Source organism: Aeromonas sp. JL9, assembly GCF_024436075.1.
Lineage (GTDB): Bacteria > Pseudomonadota > Gammaproteobacteria > Enterobacterales > Aeromonadaceae > Aeromonas > Aeromonas veronii.
This window is the reverse complement of sequence record NZ_JANFNV010000001.1, coordinates 1-18,152: the sequence shown is the minus strand read 5'-3', so window position 1 is coordinate 18,152 and position 18,152 is coordinate 1. Positions and strand designations below refer to the sequence as shown.

The window sequence follows — 18,152 nt, the reverse complement described above, 5'->3', positions numbered from 1 at the left end:
ACCTTAACGCACGCTGCTTTCTGGGCGGGTGATATGGGCGAGCGCCTGAGTCAGCAGACGGGCCCCTTCCGAGGTCATGATGGATTCCGGGTGGAACTGGAAGCCCAAAACCCGCTCATCCTGCTGCTCGATGGCCATGGGCATCCCCTGATAGTGGGCAATCACCGTCAGCTCTTCCGGTACATAGGTGGCGACCAGCGAGTGGTAGCGGGCCACCGGCAGCGGGCTCGGCAGACCGGCGAAGGCGCCGTGGCCGTTGTGCTCAATCAGCGAACGCTTGCCGTGGACGATTTCGCCCGCCGCCCCGACGGTGCCGCCGTAGGCTTCGCACAGGGCCTGATGGCCGAGACAGATACCGAGGATGGGCACCTGACCACGAGCCAGCTTGATCAGATCAATCAGGCAACCCGCCTCGTGGGGGGCGCCCGGCCCCGGTGAGAGCACCAGTACGGCGTCCCCTTCGCAGGCGGCGATCTCGCTCATGATGCGGCTGGCCGGCAGGCTGTTGCGGTAGATCCGCACCGGATAACCGAGGGAGCGGAACTGGTCGACGAGGTTGTAGGTAAAGGAGTCGAAGTTATCGAGCAGGAAAATGTTAGTCATGGCTCACGTCCTTATGTTGCTCCTGCTGGGCGCTCAGGGCTTGCAGGGAGGTGCCATGGCTGGCAGCGATGGCGGCCAGCACGGCGGCCGCCTTGGCGCGGGTTTCGTCCGCTTCGGCTTGCGGCTTGGAGTCATAGACCACCCCGGCACCGGCTTGCACATGGGCTACACCCTCTTTGACAAAGGCGGAGCGGATCACGATGCAGGTATCCATCTCGCCTGCGCCGTTGATGTAGCCGACCGCGCCGCCGTAGCTGCCGCGGCGCTTGCCTTCCACCATGCGAATAAGCTCGCTGGCGCGGATCTTGGGGGCGCCGGTGAGGGTACCCATGTTCATGCAGGCCTGATAGGCGTGCAGGGCGTCAAGGTCGGCGCGCAAGGTGCCGACCACCTTGGAGACCAGGTGCATCACGTGGCTGTAGCGATCCACTTTCAGCAGCTCCTTGACGTAGCGGGTGCCGGGCTCCGAGATGCGGGCGATGTCGTTGCGGCCCAGATCCACCAGCATCAGGTGCTCGGCCACCTCTTTCTCGTCCTGACGCAGCTCCAGCTCGATACGGCCATCGAGATCGCGGTTGATGCTGCCATCCGGGTTGAAACCACGGCGGCGGGTACCGGCGATGGGGTACATCTCCACATCGCGGCTGGCGGCGCAGAATTTCACCGCGCTTTCCGGCGAGGCGCCAAACAGGGTGAAGCCCTCATCCTGCACGTAGAACATGTAGGGGCTGGGGTTGGTCTGTTTGAGGCGGCGATAGGCGGCCAGGGGGCTCGGGCAGGGCAAGGAGAAGCAGCGGGACGGCACCACCTGGAAGATGTCGCCACGGCGGATAAAGCCCTTGAGCTTCTCCACCTCGGCGCAGAACTGTTTGTCGCTCTTGTCCACGCTCATGCCGCCGGTCAGGGGCTGGGTGGTCAGCTCGGCGCAGAGGGGTTGCTGGCAAATCTGTTTGAAGTCGGTGAGCCGTTCGGTCAGGCGGGTGTATCTGTCTTCAACCTGGCTTTCGTCGCTATCGCCGCCAAAGATACAGGCCAGCAGTTGAGTGGTGCGTTCGATATGGTCGATGGTGATCAGGGTTTCGGCCACATAGAAGCAGTAGTCGGGGCAGCTGTTGCTCCCCTGTGGCACTTCAGGCAGATCTTCAAATGAGGCGATCAGGTCGTAGGCAAAGCTGCCCGCCATAAAGAGAGCCTCTTTACCCAACTGGCAATCGAGCTCCCGCTGCAGGGTGCGCAGCACGTCCAGCACGCTGCTCCCCTTGAGGCGGGAATCTTCGTCCAGCTCCCGATCGGAGGCCGGGAAGTCGAGCTGCAGCTCGCCATCTACCAGCGAGCGGGTCACCACCGCAGGCAGCCGCTCGGCCAGCAGGCTCTGCAACTGGGCGCCGTTGTCGTTCAGGCTGCGAACCTGCACGGTGCGACCACGGCACTCGATGCGCAGGCAGGCGTCAACCAGCAGCAGGCTCTGCTTGCCCGCCTTGGAGTCGATCTCCACCGATTCCAGCAGCAGGTTGTTGGGGCGGCCCTGACAGAGGCGGGTATAGAGCGCCAGCGGATCGGCCACATAGGGGGCGTTGAGCTTGAGGGTATCGAATTCACCCAGAGGAAGGCGATGTGTGGCTGTCATAGTGCGTTCCCTTGCGTGTGATGCGTGTTACCGATGTTCATGACGTTGAATTCCTTGAAAATTTAATTGGTCCGGGGTGGCTGGTTCAGGGGCGCCATCGCCAGGTCAGCTTGCTTGTCTGAATTCTCGGTTTCATCACAGGTCCATTTGCCGGATAATAAAAAAGCCCGCTGGGGTCAGCGGGCTTTTTCTTTGGGTTCTTAATTTGCTGTCAGATTACAGGTACAGCAACGACCACACGCCCGCATGTCAGGGAGTGTGCCACCACCAGATGGTCAGGATGGAAGTCGTTTGCATGATAAAGTCCTGTAAAAAGATGTTTGCAATGAAGTGCCTACAGAAAACGATAAAGCCGCGGCCAAGTCAAGTCGCTTTTTAGCCTTCTTTCACCGATTTGCCATGAATGGTGACCTGACCACGAGAGCGGAATAACCTGATGAGATTCGATCTTCACTGCCATACCACTGCCTCCGACGGGGTGCTGAGCCCAGCCGAACTGGTGCGCCGCGCCGCCGAAAAACAGGTTGAGGTGTTAGCAGTTACTGACCACGATACCCTTGCCGGGCTTGATGAGGTGCGCCGCACTATCGACGCCGAGCAACTGCCATTGCGATTGGTGAGCGGGGTCGAGATCTCCACCGGCTGGGAGCACCACGAGATCCATATCGTGGCGCTGGGGGTGGATGAAAAAAATCCGCAGCTGACCGACTTTCTGGCCGGTCAACTGGCCCGTCGCGAGGCGCGCGCGCTGGAAATCGGGCGTCGTCTGGAGAAGTGCCTCATCCCCGGCACCTATGAAGAGGCCAAGGCTCTCGCCGGTGACGCTGCCGTGACCCGCGCCCACTTTGCCCGGGTGCTGGTGGCACGCGGGGTTGCCGACAACATGCAGAAGGTATTCAAAAAGTACCTGAGCCGTGGCAATAAAGGCTATGCCCCGGCCGAGTGGCCCGAGATGAGCGAAGCCATCGCTGCCATTCACGCCGCTGGCGGGCTGGCGGTGCTGGCCCACCCCAGCCGTTACGATCTCACCGCCAAGTGGATCAAGCGGCTGCTGGTGGCCTTCAAGGCGGCCGGTGGCGATGCAATGGAGGTCTCGCTGCCCCAGCAGAGCCCGCAGGAGCGGGCCAATCTGGGCCAGTGGGCCAAGGATCACGACCTCTATATCTCGGTGGGATCGGATTTTCACTTCCCCTCCAACTGGACCGAGTTGGGCCGCCACCTCTGGCTGCCCAAAGAGGGGATGCCCGTCTGGTTGGCCTATCCCGGTCACTTTGGGCTCACCACCGAGCAACATGCAGAGCTGCTGGCGAGTCGGTAACGGCGCCAGCGAAGCAGCCACAAACAGGTTAAGGTAGTGTCATGGGTCTTTGGCCCGTGACCATACGAGCGGGCAGGTATTGCTGCCCCCATTGCGAGAACAAGCTATGAGTCAGCATTTTTACGTACATCCGGAAAACCCCCAGGCCCGTCTGATCGGTCAGGCGGTACAGATCATCCAGAACGGCGGCGTCATCGTCTATCCGACCGACTCCGGTTATGCGCTGGGTTGCCAGATGGGTGACAAGGGCGCGCTGGAGCGCATCTGCCGCATCCGTCGCCTCGACGCCAACCACGACTTCACCCTGGTGTGCCGCGATCTCTCCGAGATCTCCACCTACGCCAAGGTCGACAACAGCGCGTTTCGCCTGATCAAGAACAACACCCCGGGCGCCTACACCTTCATCTTCAAGGCGACCAAAGAGGTGCCGCGCCGCCTGATGAACGAGAAGAAAAAGAGCATCGGCATCCGGGTGCCGGACAACAAGATTGCTCAGGCGCTCTTGGAAGCCCTCGGCGAGCCGCTGCTCTCCACCACATTGATCCTGCCGGAGTCCGAGATGGCCGAGTTCGACCCGGAAGAGATCTTCGACAAGCTGGGCAAGCAGATCGATCTGGTGGTCAACGGCGGTTATCTGGGCGAGCAGCCCACCACAGTGGTCGATTTCTCTGACGACGAGCCGGTATTGCGTCGTCGCGGCGCCGGAGACCCGACTCCGTTTGAGTGATGTCGCTGAACCGGTGACAGTCCCTTCCGCCGAGACGGGGACTGGCGCCGCACTACCCATCGCGAAAGTCCTGGGGCAGCCCTATCACGAGCTGCCCCAAGACTTGTTCATCCCGCCCGATGCGCTGGAGGTGTTCCTCGATACCTTCGAGGGGCCGCTCGATCTGCTGCTTTACCTCATCCGGCGTCAGCAGCTCGATATCCTCAACCTGCCGATCCTGCAGATCACAGCCCAGTACATGGAGTACGTGGAGCTGATGCAGGGGCTCAACCTTGAGCTGGCGGCCGAATATCTGCTGATGGCGGCCTGGCTGGCGGAGATCAAATCCCGCCTGCTGCTGCCCAAGGCGCCGGAGCTGGAGGATGAAGAGGAGGGAGAAGACCCGCGGGTGACCCTTATTCGCCGCCTGCAGGAGTACGAGCGCTACAAGGTCGGTGCGGAGCGGGTCAATGAGTTGCCAAGGGTGGAGCGGGAGATTTATATCGCAGCCGCCCTGCCCCCCGATTTTGGCGCCCTCAAGCCACTGGCGCCCGATGTTTCGCTGGTTGAGCTCGCCCTTTACATGCAAAGTGTGGTAAAACGCGCGACTCATTTCGAACATCACCAGATCCGCCGCGAACAGATCCCTACCCGGGTGCGCATGGCGGAGATCCTCGCCATGCTCACGCTGGGGCAGACCCTGCGCCTTGAGCAGGTGCTGCGTGCCGAAGAGGGGCGAATGGGGGTACTGGTGACGTTTCTGGCCCTGCTGGAGCTGTGCAAGGAGCAACTGATCTGGATCCTGCAGGCTGAACCACTCGGCCCAATCCATTTCGCATTGGCCGAGCAGAGCGAGGAGGGCAACCGTGGCGCTGCCCACTGAACGACTCAAGACCCTGATCGAAGCGGCATTGTTTGTGGCCGGTCGTCCGCTCAATGTCAGCGAACTGAAAAGCAGTGTGCTGGCGGATTATCCGGTGACCAGTCGCTATGTTCAGCTGCTGTTGGCCGAGATCAGGCAAGATTACAGCTCGCGGGGCGTCGAGCTCAAAGAGGTCGCCTCCGGCTGGCGCTTTCAGGCGCGTCAGGAGTATGCCGAGGAGCTATCAAGGCTCTGGAGCGAGCGGGCGCCGCGCTATTCGCGCGCCGTGATGGAGACGCTGACCTTGATCGCCTATCGCCAACCCATCACCCGGGCCGAGATAGAAGCGATCCGCGGGGTGGCGGTGTCGAGCCAGATAGTGAATACCCTGAAAGAGCGTGGCTGGGTGCGCAGCATCGGCCACAAAGAGGTGGCAGGTCGCCCCGAGCTGCTCGCCACCACCAGAGAGTTTCTGGATTACTTTAATCTGCAGAGTCTGGAGCAGCTCCCCGAGCTGGATCCGGAGCTGCAACCCCTGTTGCCCTCTGCGGTGGACGGGGAGAGCGATGCCCGGTGAATGGCGCCCAAGCGTGCCGACGTCACCGAGATATACATTTTTCAACTGTGGCGAGTGCTCCAACCGGCGTTTGTTACAGTTAACCCCGTTGCCCCTTTCACCAGTGGGCAGCGATCAACAATCAGGTAACCCCGATGAGTGAAAAACTGCAAAAAGTGTTGGCCCGCGCGGGTCACGGCTCCCGTCGTGAGATGGAGGCCCTGATCACCGCAGGTCGGGTCAGTGTGGATGGCAAGGTCGCCACACTGGGGGATCGCGTGGAAGTGAACGCCGTGATCCGGGTGGATGGTCACCAGGTCAAGACCCGTGCCGCAGAGGAAGTGATCTGCCGCGTACTGGCTTACCACAAGCCGGAAGGGGAGATGTGTACCCGTCACGATCCGGAAGGTCGTCCCACCGTGTTTGATCGTCTGCCCAAGATGGAAGGTGCCCGCTGGATCGCAGTCGGCCGCCTCGACGTTAACACCTCAGGTCTGCTGCTGTTCACCACCGATGGTGAGCTGGCCAACCGTCTGATGCACCCGAGCCACGAAGTGGAGCGGGAATACGCGGTACGTGTCTTTGGCGAAATCACCGAAGCCATGCTGCAGCGTCTGCGCAAGGGCGTGCAGCTGGAAGATGGCACCGCCAAGTTCAACAAGATCAAACCGGCTGGCGGTGAGGGTCTGAACCAGTGGTTCAACGTCACCCTGACCGAAGGTCGAAACCGTGAAGTGCGCCGCCTGTGGGAATCCCAGGAAGTGCAGGTGAGCCGCCTGATGCGTATCCGCTACGGCGACGTCAAGCTGGACCGCGGCATCCCGCGCGGCGGCTGGCAAGAGCTGAAACTGCCGGAAGTGAACTACCTGCGCGGTCTGGTCAACCTGCCGCCGGAGACCGAATCCAAAGTCGATCTGCAGCAGGATGGCAAAACCAGCCGTCACAAGCAGGCCGCCCAGATCCGTCGCGCCGTGCAGCGTCACAAAGAGATGCAGGGCAAAGAGCCGCGCGCTCGCGCCACCACCGCCCGTCGCAAGCCGCAAGCCTCTACCCGCAACTCAGGTACCGGCAGCAAGTAAGCCGATAGCCCGTTGCGAACTGCGTGCCGCTCAAGTGCGCAGTCGGCCAAGCAAAGGCCCGCACCAACTGGTGCGGGCCTTTTTCATCTCTAGCGGGTGACCTCCAGCTGCCGGCTGGCTCCGGTCATATGGCAATGATTGCTCTCACACTCCTCAGTTGGCCGGTGTCATCCACTCTTTGTTAAAGTCGCGGATAAACATCTCTCCCTCTTCATTGCGGGCGGTGACCAGATAGAAGGTGACGTTCTGGCGAAACTGCGAGAGACGGTAGAGGGCGGCGTTGTCCTCCTCCGAGAGGTTCTTTTTTGAGGTGTCGTTGATGGGCACCAGATCGACTTTGCCCTTTTTCAGTAGTTCGACACACTGGTTGAGGCGGTTGGTAGTTCTGACGATCAATCCCTGATCGTTGATGACCCGCTCGATGGCGTCGGAGAACCACCCCTTGGGCACGCAGGCGGTTTTTTGCTGCCAGGGCGGGGATTCCAGCCCCTTCTTGTCGGGTGTGGTGTACCAGGACTGGATATCGAAGGCGATGGGGGTGCTGAACAGCAGGCTGTTGCTGCGCTCGTTGGTCCAGGTAAAGGGGAACGCGGCGATGGCGTTGCCCAGCTCGATGTTTTTAAGTCCGCGTGGCCAGGGCTGATAGGAGATCTGCAGGTCCGGGTGGCCAGCCTCTTTGAGGATGGTGAGCACCTTGCTTGCCAGTTCGCCGCCGTTGGCCAGCTCCGCAGAGGAGTAGGGGGGCAGTTCGCCGGTGATGATCACCGCGCTCTGCGCCGCGCTGGCGGGGAGCAGCGAGAGCGCAAGGAGAGGGGCAAGCAACGGATGGCGCAGGCGCAAACAAGAGGGATGAGCGACAGAGAGGGTGAGTGGATAACGAATGTGCATGGCTGGTGACCTCGCCTCTATCGACTTTTTTCAGATTAACGGTTTCACCGGGGAAAAAACAGATTCGAAGCGCACTGTTTCTGCGCCTTGCGGGCGACATGAACGGACGCATGGCGGTTGCTCTGCTCCGGTGAGCTTGTTAGCCTGTGCGGCTCTGACAGAGGAGTGAACAATGAGCAAGGTACTTGATGGGCTGCTGGCGTTGCTGGCGCTGGAAAAAATCGAGGAGGGCCTGTTTCGGGGCCAGAGCCAGGATCTCGGTCTGCGGGCCGTGTTTGGCGGACAGGTAATGGGGCAGGCCTTGTCAGCCGCCAAGCAGACGGTCGAGACCGGCCGTCAGGTTCACAGTTTTCACTCCTACTTCCTGCGTCCGGGGGATGTGACCCGTCCCATCGTCTATGACGTGGAGAATATCCGTGATGGCCAGACCGTCTCCACCCGCCGGGTCAAGGCGATTCAGGGCGGCAAGCCCATCTTCTATCTCAACGCCTCGTTTCAGGTGCCGGCCGATGGTTTTGAGCATCAGGCGCAGATGCCGACCGGCATCACCCCGCCGGAGGAGCTCAAGAGCGAGCTGGAGCTGGTGCGCCCCTACGAGAACCTGATCCCGGCCTCCCTGCGGGACAAGATCCTCTGCGAGCAGCCCATCGAGATGCGCCCGGTGACCCTGGTCGACCCTATCCGGCCGACGGTGCAGGATCCGGTGCGTCACGTCTGGTTTAAGGCCAACGGCCAGATGCCGGACGATCTGCGGGTGCACAAATACCTGCTGGCCTACGCCTCCGACTTCAACTTCCTGCTCACCTCGCTGCAGCCGCACGGGGTGTCGTACTGGGAGCCGGATATGCAGGTGGCCACCATCGATCACTCCATGTGGTTCCACCGGGATTTCCGCTTCGACGACTGGCTGCTCTACGTGGTAGACAGCCCGAGCGCCAGCAGCGGTCGCGGTCTGGTGCGCGGCCAGTTCTTCACCCGCGACGGGGTGCTGGTGGCGAGCACCATGCAGGAGGGGGTGATCCGCCGTCGCGGCAGTTAAGGCGCAAAGCGGATAGCAAAACGGGGTGGCTTGGGCCACCCCGTTTTCGTTGCTGCCATTCGCACTGGGCCCGCGGGATCAGCCGCCGCGCTGGTACTTGAAGCGTTTCTTGCGCCGGTAGGGATAGACATCCTCGAACACCCCCACCTTGATGTTGCTCTGCAGCATCTTCCAGTAGTTGGCGTCGAACATCTCCTTGTGCAGCTGCAGCATGATCTCCCGCACCTGCGGCTTTTGCAGCAGGAAGGTGGCGAACTCCTCGGGGAAGATGTCGTTGGGGGCCACCGAGTACCAGGGCTCGGCGCTCCACTCATCCTCGGGGTAGCGGGGCGGCGGGATCTGGCGGAAGTTGCACTCCGTCATGTAGCAGATCTCGTCGTAGTCGTAGAAGACCACCCGTCCGTGGCGGGTGACGCCGAAGTTCTTGAACAGCATGTCCCCCGGGAAGATGTTGGCCGCCGCCAGCTGCTTGATGGCGTTGCCGTACTCCTCCAGCGCGAGGCGGGTCTGCTGCTCGTCCGCCTTGTCCAGATAGAGGTTGAGGGGGATCATCTTGCGCTCGGTATAGAGGTGCTTGATCACCAGCTTGTCGTCCGTGATGGTGAGGGCCGAGGGTGCAACCGTCTTGAGCTCGGCAAGCAGCTCCGGCGAGATGCGATCGAGGGGAAACTCGAAGTTGGTGAACTCCTGGGTATCGGCCATCCGGCCAACCCGGTCGTGCTGTTTTACCAGCCGGTACTTTGCCTTCACCTGCTCGTGGCTCACATCCTTGGGCGGGGTGAACTCGTCCTTGATCACCTTGAACACCACATCGTAGGAGGGGAGGGTGAACACACTCATCACCATCCCCTTGATGCCGGGGGCGATGATGAACTGATCCCGACTCTGGGCCAGATGGTGGCGGTAGTGGCGATAGAGCTCGGTCTTGCCGTGCTTCTGGCAGCCGATGGCGTTGTAGATCTCGTAATCGGGCTTGTGGGGCATGATCTGGCGCAGGAAGGCGACAAACAGCGCCGGTTCACGGGCATAAACCATAAAGTAGGCACGGGCGAAGCCAAACACGATGGAGGCGAGATCCGGCTCGAAGATGACGGTGTCCACATAGATGCTGTGGCCGGTGCTGAGCAGGGGCAGAATAAAGGGGAACACCTGCTCCCGGGCCCGGATCAGTCCCACCAGATAGGCCCCCTTGTTGCGGTAGAACACCTCTTTGAGCAGCTCGATGGCAAAGGGCTCGTCATGGATGATTTGCGGGCCGTTCTCCGCAAGATGGCGGTGGATGTCGACAATATCCCGCTGCTTGTCTTCGTAGGGGAGGGTGAAGCTGTAATCCCCCAAAAGCTGGCTCAACGTCTGCGGCAAGTGGGCCAGATCGGTGCGATAGATCCGCAGCAGGGAGCTTAAATCCGGTTTTTCGCCACGGCTGACAAAGGGGTGGATATAGAGGTTCTCGTCGCGGATATTGCGATGGCGAAAGATCCGCCGATAGACGGAGTTGAAGAAGGACTCCGCCACCTCGAAGTTGTCACAACGGGGCAGCAGATCGCTGAAGGCGCTTTTGACCCGTTTGAGCAGCTCCTGGGTGGCGTGGTGCTCCCCCATCATCTGGCGGATGGAGCTGGCGGTGGCCCCCACATGGTGGTCATAGAGGCGAATACGCTCCCGTCCGGCGAGTTGCACTCCCAGCCAGTCACTGTTCTCGAAGCGGCTCTTGCTGCCCTGGGTTATCTCGAGAAACCGGCTGTAAAACGACTCGAAGCGTTGCAAGATAGTCTCGGCGACGGCCTGTTCCAATGGCTGCTGCATCTCTCTCTTCCTTGTGATCTGTCGGGCCGATAGCGCGAAGGATTGGGTGTAATTTGTTCACACGTCTGGCCACTATCGCAACATTCAAACGTCTGTTCAAGTGGCAATTTTCGGGGATAAACGGTAGATTGCGCCCCTGTTTTGGCGATGGTTTAGCGACTGTTTGCTGTCTGTTTGAGAGGCCGTCCGGCCTGTGAGGAAACCCGATGAAGCTCTATTTTGTCCTGGTGGCACCTGCCCGACCTGCAAATGTGGGGGCGGCTGCCCGCGCCATGAAAACCATGGGATTCGATGCCATGCGACTGGTGGCGAGCCGGGTACACGAAGAGGAGGAGGCGAGCTGGGTGGCTCACGGTGCCCAGGAGATCCTGACCCAGGCCGAAGCGTTCGATACCCTGCCCGAGGCGCTGGCGGACATGGATCTGGTGATCGCCACCACCGCCCGTGAGCGCGGTCGCTACCAGCACTACCTCACGCCGGGGGAGATCCGCGAGCAGATCCGCAGCAAACCTTCCCTCGGCAAGGTCGCCATCGTTTTTGGCTGCGAGGAGTCGGGACTCTCCAACGAGCAGTTGGCCGAGGTCGATCTCATCAGCTATCTGCCCCTCAAGGTAAGCTACCCCTCCCTCAATCTGGGGCAGGCGATCATGCTCTACGCCTATGAGATGAGTCAGCTGATGGATGAGCTGAACGCCAACGGCGGCGCTGCGGTAGCAGAAAATTTTGATAATGCCGGGCAGGTTCGGGTGCTCAAAAGCAAAACAGCAGAATTGCTGGGTGAACTCGGAGTTTCGCAGGATGAAAAACTGCATCAATGGGTGATGGACCGGGTACCCATGCTGCCGCAGCGGGATTTGAACATGCTCCACCTGCTCTGCAAAGACCTTGCGCGCAAACTTGGCAAAGAGGTTTAAGTTGACAGCCCATCGCCCGCCGCGGTATTGCTAAAAGCCAGCTTCGTCAACGAGTGTTCGTCATGCAGTTATTCACCAACGTTATCACCACCACCATTATTACCGGTACCACCACAGGTGGCACTGGGGCCGGTTGATGCGCTGACGAACAAGCACAGAAATCAAAAAAGGCCCGTACCCACCCAGTACGGGCCTTTTTGTTGGATTGGTTTTTAGATTGAATTTCATAGATTTACAGGGAGAGAAAGCGATGAGAGTGTTGAAATTTGGCGGGTCTTCACTGGCCGATGCAGAACGTTTTTTACGGGTGGCCGATATCGCGGTCAACACCCACGGCCAATCTCAGGTAGCCCTGGTGCTCTCTGCACCTGCCAAGGTGACCAATCATCTGGTGGCGCTGGTGGAACAGACCAGTCGCGGCATGGATGCCAGTTCCACCCTGTTTGAAGTCAACGGTATCTTCTCCCGCCTGCTGGCCGGGTTGAAGGCGGCCTATCCGGCGCTCGATGACAAGGCGCTGTTGGCCCGTCTCACCGCCGAGCTGGATCAGGTGGAGCGCCTGATGCAGGGCATCCGTCTGCTGGGCCTCTGCCCGGACAACGTGCAGGCGCGCATTCTGAGCCGTGGCGAGAACCTCTCCATCGCCTTTATGCACGAGCTGCTGCGGGTGCGCGGTCTGGATCTGGAGCTGATCGTACCGGAAGAGTTGTTGGTGACCGACGGCGGTTATCTGGAAGCCCACGTCGATATCGAAGCCTCCCGCCTGCGTTTTGCCGCCAAGGGGCTGCGTAGCGATTGCCTCTACCTGATGCCGGGCTTTACCGGTGGCAGCGACAAGGGCGAGACCGTGCTGCTGGGCCGTAACGGCTCCGACTACTCCGCCGCCGTGCTGGCTGCCTGCGTCGATGCCGAGTGCTGCGAGATCTGGACTGACGTCGAGGGTTGCTACAGCTGCGACCCCCGTCTGGTGCCGGATGCCTACCTGCTGAAAACCCTCTCCTACAAGGAGGCGATGGAGCTCTCCTACTTCGGCGCCAAGGTGCTGCACCCGAAAACTATCGCGCCGGTGGCCCAGTTCCATATTCCCTGCCTTATCAAGAACAGCTTCAACCCGCAAGGGCCGGGCACCCTGATCGGCCCCGAGAGCGGCGACGATGACCTGAAAGTGAAGGCCATCTCCGACTTGTCCGGCATGTGCATGTTTAACGTCTCCGGCCCCGGCATGAAAGGGATGGTCGGCATGGCCGGTCGCATCTTCTCCGCCGTTTCCCGCGCCGGGGTCAGTATCGTGCTGATCACCCAGTCATCTTCCGAGTACAGCGTCAGCTTCTGTATCCACAGCTACGACCAGGATAAGACCCGCAAGGTGCTGGAGCGCGAGTTCGAGCTGGAATTCAAAAACCAGCTGCTGGAGCCGCTGGATATCATCAGCGATCTGGCGATCATCTCCCTCATCGGTGACGGCATGCGCACCAGCAAAGGGATGGCAGCCCGCTTCTTCACCTCGCTGGCACAAGCCTCCATCAACATCGTCGCCATTGCGCAGGGCTCCAGCGAGCGCTCTATCTCGGCGGTGGTGCGGGATCGCAAGGTGGCGGAAGCCATCAAGGCGTGCCACCAGAACTTCTTTGGCAGCCAGCAGTTTATCGATCTCTTTGTGGTCGGGGTCGGTGGCGTCGGCGCCGCGCTGGTGGATCAGATCGCCCGCCAGCAACCGGTACTGGCCGAGCAGGGCACTGGCCTTCGCGTGGTCGGCATCGCCAACAGCCGTCAGATGGCGGTCAACAAGGATGGCCTGAACCTCGCCAACTGGCGCGAACAGCTGGCGGAAGCCCGCGACAGCTTCTCGCTGGAAGGGGTGAAAAAGCTGGTGGAAGATAGCCATATCATCAACCCGGTGATCGTCGATTGCACCTCCTCCGAGGCGGTGGCCGTCCAGTATGCCGACTTCCTTGCCGCCGGTTTCCATGTGGTGACTCCGAACAAGAAGGCCAACACCGGCTCGCTCGATTACTACAAGGCGCTGCGTCGCACCGCCCGCCAGACTCGCCGCAAGTTCCTCTATGAAACCAACGTGGGCGCAGGCCTGCCGGTTATCGAGAACCTGCAGAACCTCATCAAGGCCGGTGACAAGCTGCGAGCCTTCGACGGCATTCTGTCCGGTTCGCTCTCCTTTATCTTCGGCAAGCTGGACGAGGGGATGGCCTTCTCCGAGGCGACCCAAATCGCCCGTAGCAACGGCTTTACCGAGCCGGATCCTCGCGACGATCTCAACGGCATGGATGTGGCGCGCAAGCTGCTCATCCTGGCTCGCGAGGCGGGTATGGCGCTGGAGCTCTCCGATGTCGAGGTGGAGCAGGCGCTGCCGCCCGGATTTGACGTCAGTGGCGATGTCGAAGCCTTTATGGCCCGCCTGCCCGAAGCCGACGGCTGGTTCCGCGACCAGTTCGCCGCCGCCCAGCGTGAAGGCAAGGTGCTGCGCTATGTGGGGTCGATTGAGGGTGGCAAATGCAAGGTCGCCATCAAGGCGGTCGGTGGTGACGAGCCGCTGTTCAAGGTCAAAGACGGGGAGAACGCGCTCGCCTTCTTCTCCACCTACTACCAGCCGATCCCGCTGGTGCTGCGCGGCTATGGCGCCGGTACCGAAGTGACTGCGGCGGGCGTCTTTGCCGACGTGCTGCGCACCCAGAACTGGAAGCAGGAGCTATAAGCATGAGTTCAGACATGTACCCCTCTTATATGACGGACGGCGGCAGCGTGGTCGCCTACGCGCCCGCCTCCAGCGCCAACCTGAGCGTGGGATTCGATGTACTGGGGGCGGCGCTCGCCCCCGTGGATGGCTCTCTGCTCGGCGATCGGGTGCAGGTAAAAGCGGCTGACGTGCCTTTTGCCCTCTCATCCGTGGGCCGCTACGCCCACAAGCTGCCGGACGATCCGAAAAAGAATATCCTCCATGACTGCTGGGTCGCCTATGGCGAGGCGCTGGAGAAGCGCGGCCTTAAACTCAAGCCCCTCGAAATGGTGCTGGAGAAGAACCTGCCCGTCGGCTCGGGTCTGGGTTCCAGCGCCTGCAGCGTGGTCGCGGCACTGGAGGGGCTCAACGCCTTTCACGGCGAGCCGCTTGATGAGCACGACATGCTGCTGCTGATGGGGGAGATGGAAGGCAAGATCTCCGGCTCCGTTCACTACGACAACGTCGCCCCCTGTTATCTCGGCGGCATGCAGCTGGTGCTGGAAGAGCACGGCGTTATCAGTCAGGGCATTCCGGTGTTCGATCAGTGGTACTGGGTGGTCTGCTACCCGGGTACCGTGGTTTCGACCGCTGCTGCCCGCGCCATTTTGCCGGCCCAATATCGCCGTCAGGATTGCCTCACCTATGGCCGCCGCCTGGCTGCCTTTGTCCACGCCAGCTACACCGGACAGGAGGGATTGGCGGCGAGCGTACTGAAAGACGTGATTGCCGAACCCTACCGCGCGGCGCTGATCGAAGGCTTTGTCGAGGTGCGGGCGCAGGCGGCCCAGAACGGGGCGCTGGCTACCGGCATCTCCGGCTCCGGCCCCACCGTATTTGTGGTGATGAAGGAGCTGGCGCAGGCCGAGCGAATGAAAGATTGGATGGAAGCACATTTTGTGCAGAACGAAGATGGATTTGCCCGGGTCTGCAAACTGGACATGGCCGGGGCACGGGTAACAGGAAGCGAGCTATGAATCTCTACAACATCAAGGACAACAGCGAACAGGTGAGCTTCGCGCAGGCGGTGCGTCAGGGCTTGGGTCGCGAACAGGGGCTCTTCTTCCCCGAACAACTCGAACCGCTCGCCAATGTGGATGCCCTGCTGGATCTGCCGCTGGCCGAGCGCTCTGCCCGCATCCTGAGCCACCTGCTGGGGGACGAAGTGCCTGCAGCGAAAGTGAGCGAGCTTATCAACGCCGCCTTCACCTTCCCGGCGCCGCTGGTCAAATTGAAAGACGGCACTTATGCCCTTGAGCTGTTCCACGGCCCGACCCTGGCGTTCAAGGATTTCGGCGGCCGCTTTATGGCCCAGTGCCTCGCGGCCTTTAGAACCAACGACAAAATCACTATCCTCACCGCCACCTCCGGCGACACCGGTGCCGCCGTGGCCCACGCCTTCTACGGGCTGGAGGGGATTGAAGTGGTGATCCTCTATCCCAAGGGCAAGATCAGCCCCTTGCAGGAGAAGCTCTTTTGCACCCTCGGCGGCAATATCCGCACCATCGCCATCGATGGCGATTTCGATGCCTGTCAGGCGCTGGTAAAACAGGCCTTTGACGACGAAGCGCTGAAACAGGCCATTGGCCTCAACTCTGCCAACTCCATCAATATCAGCCGTCTGCTGGCGCAGGTTTGCTACTACTTCGAAGCGGTGGCCCAGCTGCCCAAAGCCTCCCGCGCCAAGGCGGTCATCAGCGTGCCGTCCGGCAACTTTGGCAACCTCACCGCAGGCCTCATCGCCAAGGCGCTGGGGCTGCCGGTGAAGCGCTTTATCGCCGCCACCAACGCCAACGACACCGTGCCGCGCTACCTCAAAACCGGTCAGTGGGAGCCGCACCAGACAGTGGCAACCCTGTCGAATGCCATGGATGTCAGCCGTCCCAACAACTGGCCACGAGTAGAAGAGCTCTGCCGCCGCAAGGGCTGGGCGCTGGAGACCCTGGGTTCCGGTATGCGTGACGATGCCCAGACTCGCGCTGCCCTGAAACGGCTGCACCAGCTGGATTACCTGTGCGAACCCCACGGGGCGATTGCCTGGGATCTGCTGGGGGAACAGCTGGCCGAGGACGAAGTGGGGGTGTTCCTCTGCACCGCCCATCCCGCCAAGTTCAAGGAGTCGGTGGACGAGATCCTGAATCTCGATGTGCCGCTGCCCGGACCGCTCGCCAAGCACGCCGAGCTGCCGCTGCTCTCTGTTAATTTGCCCGCGGAGTTTGCCCGGTTAAGGGCGTTTTTGGTGGGCTAAGCCGCTGAGCTGAGATAACCGATAGAAATAAAAAATCCCCCGGTAATGGGGGATTTATAGCTTTCACGCTTCGTCATGCTATGGGATGCCAATTTTATTTATAACACATTAATCAAAAAATGACGAATAGTAAAAGTGCACGTGTTGGCTATCTATATTGAAGCGTTTCCTATTTTTTATCTACGGCCCAGATGGCCCTGATGAATTTTTATAGGACGCTGTCAGTTGAAAGTTTTTGAAATAATGCAATGGGATCAAAGTGGCTGTTTTTTTTGATTTTGATATGGCTAAAACGCTTTGGTAAACATTGCCTCCAGAAGAGCCACTCGAGTTATCACCAACATCACCTTGGACTTTAAATTTCGTTAATTTTTTGGTGTAATCCTGCATTTCATTAAGGGTTACCCCTTCTTTGAAAACTTGCGCTAAGCCTCCTGAAATAATCGAGGGTTCAAAGTATTTTCTTACTTGAATTTCTAAAGTTTTACTGGCCTTGTCTAACTTTCCACCAATAAGAAAATGAGCTTGGAATGCAGGCATATCCTTTAATTCTATACCAGCAGAAAGAAATCCGTTTTCTCCACCCACATACTTCTTATACTCTCCCAATAGGTCAGATAGTGACTTTTTAAACTCTAAAATGAAATATGTTGAATCTTTGCAAACAACAGTATCCCCGATTGATTCAACATCACCATCTAAGGGTGCAAAAAGGTTAAATATACCTTTTTCTGCAGCATCTAGGACAAATGAGTATTCAACAGTTTTTTCCCACCACTTCATATTATTCGATATCCTTATACTTATGTATATTGATGCCACGTTGGCTAACACATAAGAGTGCCGACTTAGCGAGTCCGACTCGGCGCGCTTTTATTAGCCCGACCACTCTCTATGATCCTAAGCGCCTAACTTCATAATTGTGGAGCAGCGTAACTGTCCCACACTTATTATTTGTTAGTTTTCTCACTGTTTGTTTAATGAACTATGTCTAGCTACTATGTTTTCTATTGACTCCTTGTCATGTGCATTAAGTATGGCTATTCTTCTCTCATAAATAGACAACACATCCGATGCTGGTTTATAGCGTTTTAAACCGACTGATTTTAAAAGACGTAGATCTATGGATTCATTAGCTATGGTAACAAACTCGTCAATAAATTTCATAAAATCAGAAAGTGTCTGATCAATAAGTTCGATTGTGGCTTCCGCAAGGATCAGATAATTTGATAATTTTAATGGTGTGATTATATCAATCAGCTCATCCGTGATCTGAAATGTCGCATCAGTACCAATATAGTTAGAAATCACTTCATTTATATCAGACTTTTGATTTTGTATTTTTTCCCATCTATCTATAATTTGATTATAAGTTGTGAACATTTTCTTTATTTTGAAGTAATTTCTAAATCCTAGTGCATCTATTTCAAAGTTAGAATCTAATAAAAAATGAAGCTTTGTGATGTTTTTAAGATCTATACGTTCATATTTTACGATTTGATATTTTAAATTGATAGTTCTATATTTTCCAGAATCACCTATTTCAAAATAACACTTTTTAATTTGAGTTAATGATAGTATGTACAGATCTAGTTATCACCTGACACCGGCCTCAAACCGGTGTCTTGTTTACGCTACTTTAGTGCGCACTTCCTTCGGTATCAATTTCAGACCCTTCCTGAACATGCTGTAGGGGGTTTGCCCCTCCATCATCCTGCCCTGATGTGGCCGCTGGGTGTTGTAGTGCTCTAGGTAGCTATCCAGGTCTGTCTGCA

The 18,152-nt window shown here is 58.7% G+C and carries 16 protein-coding genes and 1 pseudogene; 10 read left to right on the top strand and 7 right to left on the bottom strand.

Features of this window, described 5'->3' with window-relative positions; translation table 11 throughout:
* Positions 1-3 precede the first annotated feature (3 nt).
* A complete protein-coding gene (locus NOM06_RS00085) occupies positions 4-603 on the bottom strand; it encodes an aminodeoxychorismate/anthranilate synthase component II (protein WP_005359135.1) in 600 nt (199 codons plus the stop codon).
* The gene (locus tag NOM06_RS00080) at positions 596-2,230 is read right to left on the bottom strand and encodes an anthranilate synthase component 1 (RefSeq protein WP_255908987.1); all 1,635 of its coding nucleotides are present in this window, start codon (positions 2,228-2,230) and stop codon (positions 596-598) included. Before NOM06_RS00080 ends, NOM06_RS00085 begins: the two co-directional genes overlap by 8 nt.
* Before the next feature lie 436 nt (positions 2,231-2,666).
* On the opposite strand from NOM06_RS00080, the gene NOM06_RS00075 reads away from it, so the two are divergent.
* From NOM06_RS00075 to rluB, 5 genes are all read left to right on the top strand, one after another.
* Positions 2,667-3,548, top strand: a complete 882-nt coding sequence (locus tag NOM06_RS00075) for a PHP domain-containing protein (RefSeq protein WP_064336955.1) — start codon at positions 2,667-2,669, stop codon at positions 3,546-3,548.
* 106 nt (positions 3,549-3,654) lie between these two features.
* Positions 3,655-4,275 (top strand): L-threonylcarbamoyladenylate synthase, encoded by a 621-nt coding sequence (locus NOM06_RS00070; protein WP_021231208.1) that lies wholly within the window; start codon positions 3,655-3,657, stop codon positions 4,273-4,275.
* Positions 4,268-5,137: a ScpA family protein gene (locus NOM06_RS00065; RefSeq protein WP_160880718.1), complete on the top strand. Its 870-nt coding sequence runs from the start codon at positions 4,268-4,270 to the stop codon at positions 5,135-5,137. The genes NOM06_RS00070 and NOM06_RS00065 overlap by 8 nt, the downstream gene beginning before the upstream one ends.
* On the top strand, positions 5,121-5,693 hold the full coding sequence (gene scpB / locus NOM06_RS00060; protein WP_005350230.1) for an SMC-Scp complex subunit ScpB: 573 nt from the start codon (positions 5,121-5,123) through the stop codon (positions 5,691-5,693). The genes NOM06_RS00065 and scpB overlap by 17 nt, the downstream gene beginning before the upstream one ends.
* 134 nt (positions 5,694-5,827) lie before the next feature.
* Positions 5,828-6,751 (top strand): 23S rRNA pseudouridine(2605) synthase RluB, encoded by a 924-nt coding sequence (gene rluB, locus NOM06_RS00055; RefSeq protein WP_005347347.1) that lies wholly within the window; start codon positions 5,828-5,830, stop codon positions 6,749-6,751.
* A gap of 153 nt (positions 6,752-6,904) precedes the next feature.
* On the opposite strand, the gene NOM06_RS00050 is transcribed toward rluB, so the two are convergent.
* Positions 6,905-7,639 carry an ABC transporter substrate-binding protein gene (locus tag NOM06_RS00050; RefSeq protein WP_255908985.1) on the bottom strand — a complete coding sequence of 245 codons (735 nt, stop codon included), beginning with the start codon at positions 7,637-7,639 and terminating at the stop codon, positions 6,905-6,907.
* A 172-nt stretch (positions 7,640-7,811) separates the two neighbouring features.
* On the opposite strand from NOM06_RS00050, the gene tesB reads away from it, so the two are divergent.
* Positions 7,812-8,678 carry an acyl-CoA thioesterase II gene (tesB, locus tag NOM06_RS00045; protein WP_042032451.1) on the top strand — a complete coding sequence of 289 codons (867 nt, stop codon included), beginning with the start codon at positions 7,812-7,814 and terminating at the stop codon, positions 8,676-8,678.
* 78 nt (positions 8,679-8,756) lie between these two features.
* Here tesB and aceK read toward each other — a convergent pair whose 3' ends face one another.
* Entirely contained in the window at positions 8,757-10,484 is a 1,728-nt protein-coding gene (gene aceK, locus NOM06_RS00040; protein WP_255908982.1) for a bifunctional isocitrate dehydrogenase kinase/phosphatase, read from the bottom strand.
* Between the two features lie 206 nt (positions 10,485-10,690).
* Between aceK and NOM06_RS00035 the strand changes: the two genes are divergently transcribed.
* The 4 genes from NOM06_RS00035 to thrC all read left to right on the top strand — a co-directional run bounded on the left by NOM06_RS00035 (position 10,691) and on the right by thrC (position 16,377).
* A complete protein-coding gene (locus NOM06_RS00035) occupies positions 10,691-11,398 on the top strand; it encodes a tRNA/rRNA methyltransferase (RefSeq protein WP_255908979.1) in 708 nt (235 codons plus the stop codon).
* A 250-nt stretch (positions 11,399-11,648) separates the two neighbouring features.
* Complete coding sequence (gene thrA, locus NOM06_RS00030; RefSeq protein WP_255908968.1) at positions 11,649-14,108, top strand: bifunctional aspartate kinase/homoserine dehydrogenase I; 2,460 nt, start codon at positions 11,649-11,651, stop codon at positions 14,106-14,108.
* 2 nt (positions 14,109-14,110) lie between these two features.
* A complete protein-coding gene (gene thrB / locus NOM06_RS00025) occupies positions 14,111-15,106 on the top strand; it encodes a homoserine kinase (RefSeq protein ID WP_255908966.1) in 996 nt (331 codons plus the stop codon).
* Positions 15,103-16,377, top strand: coding sequence for a threonine synthase (gene thrC, locus NOM06_RS00020; RefSeq protein ID WP_255908964.1), 1,275 nt, complete (start codon positions 15,103-15,105; stop codon positions 16,375-16,377). The genes thrB and thrC overlap by 4 nt, the downstream gene beginning before the upstream one ends.
* 180 nt (positions 16,378-16,557) lie before the next feature.
* Here the strand turns inward: thrC and NOM06_RS00015 are convergent, their stop codons facing one another.
* The 3 genes and pseudogenes from NOM06_RS00015 to NOM06_RS00005 form a co-directional block, all read right to left on the bottom strand.
* Entirely contained in the window at positions 16,558-17,160 is a 603-nt protein-coding gene (locus NOM06_RS00015) for a hypothetical protein (RefSeq protein WP_255908962.1), read from the bottom strand.
* Positions 17,161-17,343: 183 nt separating this feature from the next.
* Positions 17,344-17,760 (bottom strand): hypothetical protein, encoded by a 417-nt coding sequence (locus NOM06_RS00010; protein ID WP_255908957.1) that lies wholly within the window; start codon positions 17,758-17,760, stop codon positions 17,344-17,346.
* 246 nt (positions 17,761-18,006) lie between these two features.
* Positions 18,007-18,152, bottom strand: a pseudogene (locus tag NOM06_RS00005) (IS481 family transposase); the annotation flags it as partial.